Source organism: Rhizobacter sp. P2_H3, assembly GCF_056403355.1.
Genome location: NZ_JBFUFQ010000203.1, coordinates 1 through 10,481, shown reverse-complemented (window position 1 = coordinate 10,481; position 10,481 = coordinate 1). Strand labels below are relative to the sequence as shown.

Genomic DNA, 10,481 nt, shown 5'->3' with positions numbered 1-10,481 from the left:
GCGGGCGGGCGCACCGGCATCCTGACGGCGCTGCAGGTCGCGGACGACCTCATCGGGCGCCACGGCGCGCCCGGCTGCATCATCGTGGGGGTCGAGAGCTTCCTGCGCCAGGTCGTCGTCGCGCACTACATGCGCCGCAGGCGCCTGAAATGCGGCACCAACAGCAACGGCTTCCTGCCCGGCGAAGCGGCCTGCGCCGTGCTGGTCGGGCGCAGCGGGGCGTTCGATGCGGACGAGCTGCTGATCCAGGGCATCGGCGTGGGCCGCGAGGCGAGCGGCGACGGCGGCAACGAGAACGATCCGGTGCTCGGCGACGGCCTGACGCAGGCCATGCAGCAGGCGCTCGAGATGGCGCAGGTGCCGTTCTTCGATCTGAACTTCACGGTCAGCGATCACAACGGCGAACGCTTCAAGTTCAAGGAGGCGGCGATCGCCGCCGGCCGGCTCGACCGACTGCCGCCGGAGGGTGTGTCACGCCGGCCCAAGGGGCATGTGGAGACCTGGCACCCGGCGCAGTCCATCGGCGAGGTCGGGGCTGCAATCTTCCCCTGCCTGCTGGGCTGGGCCTTCGAGGCCGGTGCCAAGGCGTACGCGCCGAGCCATCACACGCTGCTGCACGCCGGCGAGGACAACGGCGAGCGTGTCGCCCTCGTCACCGCCTTCGAGCGCCGGGGGTGAGGCCATGGGCAGGAACGTCTTCGCGAACGGGCTGGAGGTGTCGGGCAAGGCCTCGACGAACCGTTCGATCGCGGCGATGCCCGACGTCTGCCTGTCGCCACCCGGGCCACCGGCCGGGCCGGTGCCGATCCCGTACCCCAACACCGCCTTCGCGAAGGACACCGCGCGAGGCAGCCGCACGGTCAAGATCGGCGGCCAGGAGGTGGGCAAGAAGAACAGCTCGACCTACAGCAAGAGCACCGGCGACGAGGCGGCGACGCGCAGCTTCGGCATGAACGTCGTCTCGCACAACATCACCGGGCCGATGAAGTTCGCCGCCTGGTCGATGGACGTGATGGTGGAGGGCGCGAATGCCACCCGCTTCATGGACCTGACGACGCACAACCACGGCAACCCCTCGGGCGGTGCCACCGGGGCCAGCATGGCCGAGAAGGGGCCGCCGGATTTCGGCACCGACTGCCAGGCGCTCGAAACCAAGAATGCCGCTGCGCGCAAGGCGAACCCGCAGCTCGACAAGAGCCAGACCGTGACGCACGGCGTGTTTCGCGATTCCAGCGGCACCGCGGAACATGTGCGCGGCAGCAGCAAGGGCGGCCTCGGCAATGGCTGGGCGGTGGGCGTGAGCACCAAGGAGAAGCGCCTGAGCATGACCCCGGCGCAACGCGACTACGCCAGTTTCCAGCCCAGCATCCCGCAATCGCAGCTGAAGAAGCAGGCCAAGGCGCAGGCGAAGGGCCAGGACTACGACCCCATCGAACGGGATACGCACGGCACGATGGCGTGCTTCGGATCCGGCCGCGAGAAGACGCCGTTCCAGTACCACAGCTACGAAGGCATGACGCCCAACTACCCGGCGCATGCGGAGCCCAAGATCATCGACGAGATCTTCCTGACCCACCCGCAGCCCAATGGCGGATCGCTGCTGCTCGCCATCGACTGGCCGGGTGGGCCGGCGAACGGGCAGACCAAGGAGTCGCCTTGCAAGCAGAGCTGCGCGCACCTCATCTGCGCGATCGAGGAGGCCGGCTGCCTGGACATCTGGCTGTGCGAGCGCAACAAGGAGGGCCAGTTGGAGATGAAGAAGCCGACCTGCCCGCCGACCACCGCCTGCAGCTGACCCCACCTCGCTCCAGCGCCCATGCCTGCCCGCCTGCCACCCTGGATTCCCGCGTCGATCCGTCACGCGCCGATCGACTTCGCGTGGCGCGGCGCGCAGCAGCACTGCGGGCCGGCGAACGCGGTGACGCCGCTGCTGCGCAAGCTGGACAACACCACGCTGTGCGGCCAGCTGAGCCTGTGCGCCGGGCTGCTGTCCTGGGCCGCCGTGCGCTTCATGGATGCCGCCGCCGAGGCGGCGTCCTGCCTGGAGCTGGCCGAGGCGGCGTTCGCGTACCAGGTCGACTGGCGCTACGCAGACCCTTCTGCGGGCAGCGTGCGCACGGCGCCGGATGCGCCGCCGGCGTTGTCGGCGCTGCTGGAGGTGGCGGTGTACCTGTGGAAGGGGATGGACCGGGCCACGTACTGGGACAGCATCCACGCCCCGGTCCGGGAGACGTTCCACGCTGCCCACGTGGTGCAGCACGTCATGCCGCAGGCCGAACGCCCGGCCTTCGTCGACTGGTTCGAGCTGGCCATCGCGCGGGTGCAACAGCATGCCCACGCACCGCAGGGGCCGGCGCACTCCCGCAACGACTTCGACAACCCCGAGGACTGGCAGCGCTTCATCGCCGCGCATCGCGGCCCGGCGCTGCCGCCGGAGCTGCTCGATCCCGGCTTCGACTACCAGCCGGCGCAGCGCGAGGCCCTGGCCGCCCGCTTCCTGGCCCGCCTCGACGGCAGCACCAACCGCTACCTGCGCTCGCCGCAGGAGATGCTGCGCCTCGGCTTCGACGGCGAACCGTACCGCCTCGGCGCCCCGCGCCAACCCTCCCCGTGAGATCCGAATGAGCCCACCACGCGACTACCTCGCCGCCGCCGGCATCGCCGTCGATGACTACCCCTTTGCCTGGGACGCCTGGGAGTCCGACGCGTACTACCTGACCGACGCCGGGGCCGACGAACGCTTGCCGCTGCTGACCGGCAAGGCCAGGTTGGCCTTGCTGATCGCCAGCGCCGAGTGGATCGTGCAGCGCTTCTCCGCCTCCGGCCAGCACCACGAGGCCGTGCTGTACATCACAGCGGCGTGGGCCGGCGCGGTGCACCCGGCGTACTGCGTGCGGGTGGACCTCGACGAGAGCGTGTGGGCCGGCCCGGTGCTCGGGCCGCTGCGGGCGGCCATCACGCTGCTGGACAACGCGTTGCACGACCTGGGCACCGATCCCGATCCGGGCCGCGAGGCGGTGTGGATGCGCAGCCTCGTGCGCCATGTGCTGAACGATCCCCGGCCCTTCGACGACTGGTGGGAGGCGTGCATGCACCGGCTGCTGCGCTTCCATGCCATCGACGTGGAGCTCGCGCAGCGCAAGCCAGACCTGTTCGAGAATTTTCCGTCCGAGGGGGCGCCCGTGCCGCCGCAGGCCTGTGACCCGGGGCAGGCCTACGATCCTGCGCAGAACGAGGCGTTCTGGGATGCATGGCTGCAAGGCCTCGATCCGGGAACGAACCCGTTCCTCGCGTCGCCGGGCGAGCTGCCCGATGACGACGAGCTGCCGGGGCCGCCGTACCGCTACCGGGCCCGCCAGCAGCCCTGAGGCCGATGGACCGGTACGAGGACATCGCCGAGGAGCATGCGGGGCAGGCCGCCTTCCTGTGGCACCTGCGCAGCCTGGCCGTCGCGCAGCCGCACTACCTGCTCGACGACCTGGAGGCCCTCGACAGCCGGCTGGCGGCGCATGTCGACGGGCTGCGCGAGGCGTCGACGGCCTGGGATGCCTGCAGGCGCCTGCTGGCCGACGGCACGCCGTGGGCCGCGGCACCGCTGGCGCTGCTGGCCCTGGAGCGCGGCGACGGCCGGCAGGTGGCGCAACTGCTGGCGCTGGCCGAGCAGCAGCCCGGCTGGGTGCCGATGCTGGAGGCCGCGTTCGGCTGGGTGTCGCCGCAGTTCCTGCGCGGGACGATCCGCGCGATGCTGCACGCCGCATCGCCGCTGTGGCGGCGCATCGGCCTGGCCGGCTGCGCGGTCCACCGCGTGGATCCCGGCGCCGCGCTGGCTCCAGCGCTGGACGATGCCGACCCGTCGCTGCGCGCCCGCGCGCTGCGCTGCGCCGGCGAACTGGGGCGCGTGGACCTGCTGCCGGCCTGCCTGCGGGCGCTGGCCGATGGCGATGCCGAGTGCCGCTACCGGGCCGCCGCGGCGGCCTTGCTGCTGGGCGACCGGGGGCGTTCGATCGACGCCTTGTCGTTGCTGGCGGCGGCGTCCAGCCCGTGGCAGCAGCGTGCATTGCGCTGGGTGCTGAAGGTGCTGGACGGAGCCGACGCACGCGCGCTGCTGGCGCTGCTGGCGGCTCAGCCCGAAGCAATGCATGCGCTCATCGCGGGCGTCGGGCACACGGGCGACGTGCGCTATGCCGAGTGGCTGATCGAGCGCATGGGCGATCCCGCCACCGCGCGGCCGGCCGGCGAGGCCTTCAGCTTCATCACCGGCGCCGACCTGGCGGCTCTCGGGCTGGACCGTCCGGCACCGGACGACATCGATGCCGGACCTGGCGACGACCCTGCCGATGACCGCGTGGCGATGGACATGGACGAAGACCTGCCGTGGCCGCAGCAGGCGGCGGTGGCGGCCTGGTGGCGCAGCCAGGCGGGCCGCTTCAGGTCCGGGGTGCGCCATTTCCTCGGGCAGGTCATGAGCCCGCCGCATTGCGTCGAGGTGCTGAGGCGCGGCTACCAGCGGCAGCGCATCGCGGCCGCGCAGCACCTGTGCCTGGCGGCACCCGGCGCGGTGGCGTTTCCGGTGGATGCGCCGGCGTGGCGGCAACTGCAGCTGCTGACGCCGGCCGGGTCGACGTGAAGGGTCAACGCGAAGATGCCTTCCTCGGGGCCGCTGCGCGACGCTTCGCCACCGGCCGCAGCCCCCGCAGCTGCGCATCGATCACCCCTTGTCCCTCGTCCGCCAGGAACTGCTTGAACGCCGACGTCACCTGCGGCAGGCGGCGTGACGCCAGGTGCATCGCGTACCAATCCCGCTGCAGCGGGTTGCCGGCCATCGGCAGCACCGCCAGCAGCCCCGCCTCGAGTTCCAGCGCGCAGGTGTGCAGCGACAGGAAGGCCACGCCGAAGCCGGCGGCGCACATGTGCTTGATGGCCTCGTTGCTCGACATCTCCGAGCCGATGCGCAGCGGCACGCCGGCCTCCTTGTAGAGCCGCTCCAGCGTCGTGCGGGTGCCCGAGCCGCGCTCGCGCGCCAGCAGGTTCGCCTCCACCAGGTCGGCCAGTGCCGGCCGGCGCTGCTTCATCAGCGGATGCTCCGGCGACGCGAGGAACGCCATCGGGTGCTTCGCGAACGCCACCGCCGTCGTCTTCAGCTCGGCCGGTGGCCGGCCCATGATCGCGATGTCGACCTCCTGCGTCGCCAGCATGCGCACGATCTCGTCGCGGTTGCCCACCTGCAGCTTCACCTTCACCTCCGGGTGCTGGCCGGCAAAGGCCACCAGCAGCGGCGGCAGCAGGTACTCCGCCGTCGTCACCGCACCCACCCGCAGCGTGCCCGAGAACAGCCCGCGCTGCGCCGCCATCTCGTCGCCCGCCTCTCGCCACAGCTCGAGGATGCGCGCCGCATAGCCGGCCATCAGCTCGCCCGCGGCCGTCAGGCGCACGCCGCGCCCGCTCTTCTCCAGCAGCGGCGCCCCCGCGCTCTCCTCCAGCAGCTTCAGCTGGATCGACACCGCCGGCTGTGTCAGGTGCAGCTCGCTCGCGGCACGCGACACGCTGCCCAGCCGCGACACCGCATGGAAGGCCGCGAGCTGGCGGAAGGTGGCGTTCTTGAGCATCAGTCGAAGCTTATGGGTTGACGAAAAGAATCAATTATTCCGAATGCATCGCGATCCCTACATTCGACTCAACCGAGCAAGGAGAGTGTCCATGGGCCACATGAAAGACGCAACGCAGATCACCGATGCCAGGAAACGCTATTCGGCCGGCGTACTGAAGTACGCCCAGATGGGCTACTGGAACGCCGACTACGTGCCGAAGGCGACCGACATCCTGGCGCTGTTCCGCATCACGCCGCAGGACGGGGTCGACCCGATCGAGGCCGCCGCCGCGGTGGCCGGCGAATCGAGCACCGCCACCTGGACGGTGGTCTGGACCGATCGCCTGACCGCCTGCGACATGTACCGCGCCAAGGCCTACCGTGTCGAGCCGGTGCCGAACAACCCCGGCCAGTACTTCTGCCACGTGGCCTACGACCTGAGCCTGTTCGAGGAGGGCTCGATCACCAACGTCGCCGCGTCGATCATCGGCAACGTGTTCAGTTTCAAGCCGCTGAAGGCCGCGCGCCTCGAGGACATGCAGTTCCCGGTGGCCTACGTGAAGACCTTCGCCGGCCCGCCCACCGGCATCGTGGTCGAGCGCGAGCGGCTCGACAAGTTCGGCCGGCCGCTGCTCGGCGCCACCACGAAGCCCAAGCTCGGGCTGTCCGGGCGCAACTACGGCCGCGTGGTCTACGAAGGCCTGCGCGGCGGCCTCGACTTCATGAAGGACGACGAGAACATCAACTCGCAGCCCTTCATGCACTGGCGCGACCGCTTCCTGTTCGTGATGGACGCCGTCAACAAGGCGAGTGCCGCCACCGGCGAGGTCAAGGGCAGCTACCTGAACGTGACCGCCGGCACGATGGAGGAGATGTACCGCCGCGCCGAGTTCGCGAAGTCGCTCGGTTCGGTGATCCTGATGGTCGACCTGGTGGTGGGCTACACCGCCATCCAGTCGATGAGCCACTGGTGCCGGCAGAACGACATGATCCTGCACCTGCACCGCGCGGGCCACGGCACCTACACCCGCCAGAAGAACCACGGCGTGAGCTTCCGCGTGATCGCGAAGTGGATGCGCCTGGCCGGCGTCGACCACATCCACGCCGGCACCGCCGTCGGCAAGCTCGAAGGCGATCCGATGACGGTGCAGGGCTACTACAACGTGTGCCGCGACACCCACACCGTGGTCGACTTGCCGCGCGGCATCTTCTTCGAGCAGGACTGGGGCGCGCTGAAGAAGGTGATGCCGGTCGCCTCCGGCGGCATCCACGCCGGCCAGATGCACCAGCTGCTCGACCTGTTCGGCGACGACGTGGTGCTGCAGTTCGGCGGCGGCACCATCGGCCACCCGCAGGGCATCCAGGCCGGCGCCACCGCCAACCGCGTCGCGCTCGAGGCGATGGTGCTGGCGCGCAACGAGGGCCGCGACATCGCGAACGAAGGCCCGGCGATCCTGGCCGAGGCGGCGAAATGGTGCGGCCCGCTGCGCGCGGCGCTCGATACCTGGGGCGAGATCAGCTTCAACTACACGCCCACCGACAGCTCCGACTACGTGCCCACCCTCGCCGTGGCTTGATCCTCGACACCCCTGGAGAGCTCGCATGCGAATCACCCAAGGCACCTTCTCCTTCCTGCCCGACCTCAGCGACGTGCAGGTCGTCCGCCAGATCGACCACGCCCTCGGCAAGGGCTGGGCCATCGGCATCGAATACACCGACGACCCGCATCCGCGCAACACCTTCTGGGAGATGTTCGGCAACCCGATGTTCGACGTGTCCGACGCGGCCGGCGTGATGCTGGAGCTCCGGCAGTGCCGCAAGACCTTCCCCGACCACTACATCCGCCTGACCGCGTTCGACTCGACGCATGGCACCGAGTCGGTGGTGCTGTCCTTCATCGTCAACCGGCCGGCGGTGGAACCGGGCTTCCGGCTGATCCGCACCGAAGAGCAGGGCCGAAGCTTGCGTTACAGCATCGAAAGTTACGCCGTGCAGCGTTCGCCCGAGGGCGAACGGTACGGAATGCGCCAGGAGTGACCGCGCCATGAACGAGGACCGCGACAGTCTGTGTCAGCCGCCCGGCGAGATGCCCGAAGCGTCGGCCGCGCGCGCGATGCTCGACCAGCTCGATGCCGAACTGATCGGCCTCGCGCCGGTGAAGGGCCGCATCCGCGACATCGCCGCGCTGCTGCTGATCGACAAACTGCGCGCCGAGCAGGGGCTGCAGTCGCAGCCGCCCTCGCTGCACATGTGCTTCACCGGCAACCCCGGCACCGGCAAGACCACCGTCGCGATGCGCATGGCCGAGGTGCTGCGCCAGCTCGGCTACGTGCGCAAGGGCCACCTGGTGGCGGTGACGCGCGACGACCTGGTCGGCCAGTTCATCGGCCACACCGCGCCGAAGACGCGCGAGGTGCTGAAGAAGGCGATGGGCGGCGTGCTCTTCATCGACGAGGCCTACTACCTGTACAAGCCCGAGAACGAGCGCGACTACGGGCAGGAGGCGATCGAGATCCTGCTGCAGGTGATGGAGAACCAGCGCGACGACCTGGTGGTGATCCTCGCCGGCTACCAGGACCGCATGGAGACCTTCTTCGCCAGCAACCCCGGCATGGCGTCGCGCATCGCGCACCACATCGACTTCCCCGACTACAGCGAGGCCGAGCTGATGCTGATCGCGCAGCTGATGCTGACCCGGCTGAACTACCGCTTCGACGACGCGGCCGAGCCGGCCTTTGCCCGCTACCTGAGCCTGCGCCGGCAGCAGCCGCATTTCGCCAACGCACGCTCGATCCGCAATGCGCTCGACCGCATCCGGCTGCGCCACGCGACGCGGCTGTTCGGCGCCGAGCGGCGATTGACGCGCGAGCAACTGTGCACCCTGCAGGCCGAAGACGTGCTCGCGAGCCGCGTCTTCGCCGGCACCACCCCAGGAGCGAGACCATGAGCATTGAAGCCTTGATCTTCGACGTCGACGGCACGCTGGCCGACACCGAGGAAGCGCACCGCATCTCGTTCAACAGCGTGTTCGAGCAGTACCGGCTCGGCTGGACCTGGACCCGTGCCGAATACCGGCAGCTGCTCGAGGTGCCGGGCGGCAAGGAGCGCATCGCGTCGTACATCGCGTCGCTGCCGCTCGGCACGGCCGAACGCCAGCGCCTGCTGGCCCTGGTGCCGCAACTGCATGCCGACAAGACGCGCTTCTATGGCGAGGTGGTGAGCGAAGGCGGCGTCACGCTGCGCGACGGCGTGGAGCGCCTGCTGAACGAAGCGGTGGCACAGGGCTGCCACCTGGCGATCGCGAGCACCACCACCGCCGCCAACATCAACGCGCTGCTCAACGCCACGCTGGGCCCGCGCGGGCTCGACCTGTTCGCGGTGATCGCCTGCGGCGACCAGGTGCGCGCGAAGAAGCCGGCGCCCGACATCTACCGGCTCGCGCTCGACACGTTGGGCCTGCCGCCCGAGCAGGCGCTGGCCGTCGAGGATTCGGCGCACGGGCTGCGTGCCGCCACGGCCGCCGGCCTGTGGACGCTGGTGACGCCGACCTTCTGGACCCAGGACAGCGACTTCCGCGGCGCCGGCCTGGTGCTGCCCAGCCTGGCCGGCCTCGGTCTCGACGAGCTGATCCGCATCGCGCGCCCGGCCCGCACCGCGTCGCCGGTGCAGGCGCTGTACCAGGAGAGCCGCTGATGAACCCTGCCATCCGCATCGCGCCCAGCCTGTTGTCGGCCGATTTCGCGCGCCTCGGCGACGAGGTYCGCGCCGTCATCGCGGCCGGCGCCGACCTGATCCACGTCGACGTGATGGACAACCACTACGTGCCCAACCTGACGATCGGGCCGATGGTGTGCCAGGCGATCGCGCCGTACTGCCGGCGCGGCGACCGGCCGGTGCCGATCGACGTGCACCTGATGGTCAAGCCGGTCGATGCGCTGATCCCGATGTTCGCGCAGGCCGGCGCGTCGATCATTTCGTTCCATCCGCAGGCCAGCGAGCACGTCGACCGCACGGTCCAGCTGATCCGGTCGTTCGGCGTGAAGGCCGGCCTGGCGCTGAACCCGGCGACGCCGCTGAACGTGCTGGACCACGTGCTCGACCAGCTCGACCTGGTGCTGCTGATGAGCGTCAACCCGGGCTTCGGCGGCCAGGCCTTCATCGAGGGCGTGCTGCCGAAGATCGAGGCCGCGCGGCGGCGCATCGACGCGAGCGGGCGCGAGGTCTGGCTCGAAGTCGACGGCGGCATCAACGCGAAGAACATCGCTCGCGTGGTGGCCGCCGGCGCCGACACGCTGGTGGCCGGCTCGGCGGTGTTCAGCGGCGGCGACTACCCGAAGGCGATCGCCGCGCTGTGCGTCAACGCGCAGCGCCGCGATCTCGCCGAAAGCGCGTGATGCGGGTCGCCGCCCTCTGCTTCGACCTCGACGGCACGCTGGTCGACAGCGCCGCCGGCATCGCGCTGGCGCTGAACGCCGCACTGGCAGAGGCGGCGTTGCCGCCGTTCGACGTGGCCACCGTGCGCGGCTGGATCGGTGACGGGCCCGACGCGCTGATCGTGCGCGCGCTCGAGGCCTGCGGGCTGCACGACCTGCCGGTGCTCGCGGCCCGCTTGCGCCTGCGCTTCGACGCCGCCACGCTGGACACGCCATCGGCGCAGGGGGCCGCTTATCCGGGCATCGACGCGCTGCTGGCCCGGCTGGGCGGGCGCTACCCGATGGCGGTGGTGACGAACAAGCCGACGCCGCTGGCGCGCGCGGTGCTGGACGCCGCCGGGCTGCTGGGGCATTTCGCGCAGGTGCACGGCGCCGATGCGCCGGCGCAGCGCAAGCCGGCGCCGCTGCTGATCCAGCAGGCGGCGCGCCGCTTCGGCGTCTCGGCGGCCAGCGTGCTGATG

At 70.4% G+C, this 10,481-nt stretch carries 11 protein-coding genes and 1 pseudogene; 11 read left to right on the top strand and 1 reads right to left on the bottom strand.

The genetic code is table 11. The features are described 5' to 3' along the window. The 5 genes and pseudogenes from AC1D1T_RS25595 to AC1D1T_RS25575 form a co-directional block, all read left to right on the top strand. Positions 1-678, top strand: a pseudogene (locus AC1D1T_RS25595) (hypothetical protein); the annotation flags it as partial. A gap of 4 nt (positions 679-682) precedes the next feature. Next, complete coding sequence (locus tag AC1D1T_RS25590) at positions 683-1,795, top strand: DUF4150 domain-containing protein (protein WP_052211404.1); 1,113 nt, start codon at positions 683-685, stop codon at positions 1,793-1,795. Positions 1,796-1,816: 21 nt separating this feature from the next. Then, a complete protein-coding gene (locus AC1D1T_RS25585) occupies positions 1,817-2,614 on the top strand; it encodes a hypothetical protein (RefSeq protein WP_477992727.1) in 798 nt (265 codons plus the stop codon). A gap of 7 nt (positions 2,615-2,621) precedes the next feature. Further along, positions 2,622-3,368 (top strand): hypothetical protein, encoded by a 747-nt coding sequence (locus AC1D1T_RS25580; protein ID WP_477827482.1) that lies wholly within the window; start codon positions 2,622-2,624, stop codon positions 3,366-3,368. A 5-nt stretch (positions 3,369-3,373) separates the two neighbouring features. Next, a complete protein-coding gene (locus AC1D1T_RS25575; RefSeq protein ID WP_477992726.1) occupies positions 3,374-4,627 on the top strand; it encodes a TIGR02270 family protein in 1,254 nt (417 codons plus the stop codon). 4 nt (positions 4,628-4,631) lie between these two features. Here the strand turns inward: AC1D1T_RS25575 and AC1D1T_RS25570 are convergent, their stop codons facing one another. Then, complete coding sequence (locus tag AC1D1T_RS25570) at positions 4,632-5,606, bottom strand: LysR family transcriptional regulator (protein ID WP_477828893.1); 975 nt, start codon at positions 5,604-5,606, stop codon at positions 4,632-4,634. Positions 5,607-5,697: 91 nt separating this feature from the next. On the opposite strand from AC1D1T_RS25570, the gene AC1D1T_RS25565 reads away from it, so the two are divergent. The 6 genes from AC1D1T_RS25565 to AC1D1T_RS25540 all read left to right on the top strand — a co-directional run. Further along, a complete protein-coding gene (locus tag AC1D1T_RS25565; RefSeq protein ID WP_465112189.1) occupies positions 5,698-7,164 on the top strand; it encodes a form I ribulose bisphosphate carboxylase large subunit in 1,467 nt (488 codons plus the stop codon). Between the two features lie 25 nt (positions 7,165-7,189). Beyond that, positions 7,190-7,624, top strand: coding sequence for a ribulose bisphosphate carboxylase small subunit (locus AC1D1T_RS25560; RefSeq protein WP_465112190.1), 435 nt, complete (start codon positions 7,190-7,192; stop codon positions 7,622-7,624). Between the two features lie 49 nt (positions 7,625-7,673). Next, positions 7,674-8,534, top strand: coding sequence for a CbbX protein (gene cbbX, locus AC1D1T_RS25555; RefSeq protein ID WP_465112376.1), 861 nt, complete (start codon positions 7,674-7,676; stop codon positions 8,532-8,534). Continuing rightward, positions 8,531-9,280: an HAD-IA family hydrolase gene (locus AC1D1T_RS25550; protein WP_477827147.1), complete on the top strand. Its 750-nt coding sequence runs from the start codon at positions 8,531-8,533 to the stop codon at positions 9,278-9,280. The genes cbbX and AC1D1T_RS25550 overlap by 4 nt, the downstream gene beginning before the upstream one ends. Then, positions 9,280-9,981, top strand: a complete 702-nt coding sequence (gene rpe, locus AC1D1T_RS25545; protein ID WP_477827146.1) for a ribulose-phosphate 3-epimerase — start codon at positions 9,280-9,282, stop codon at positions 9,979-9,981. Before AC1D1T_RS25550 ends, rpe begins: the two co-directional genes overlap by 1 nt. Beyond that, a partial coding sequence (locus AC1D1T_RS25540) for an HAD family hydrolase (protein ID WP_477992725.1) occupies positions 9,981-10,481 on the top strand: 501 nt, incomplete at its 3' end. The genes rpe and AC1D1T_RS25540, both read left to right, overlap by 1 nt.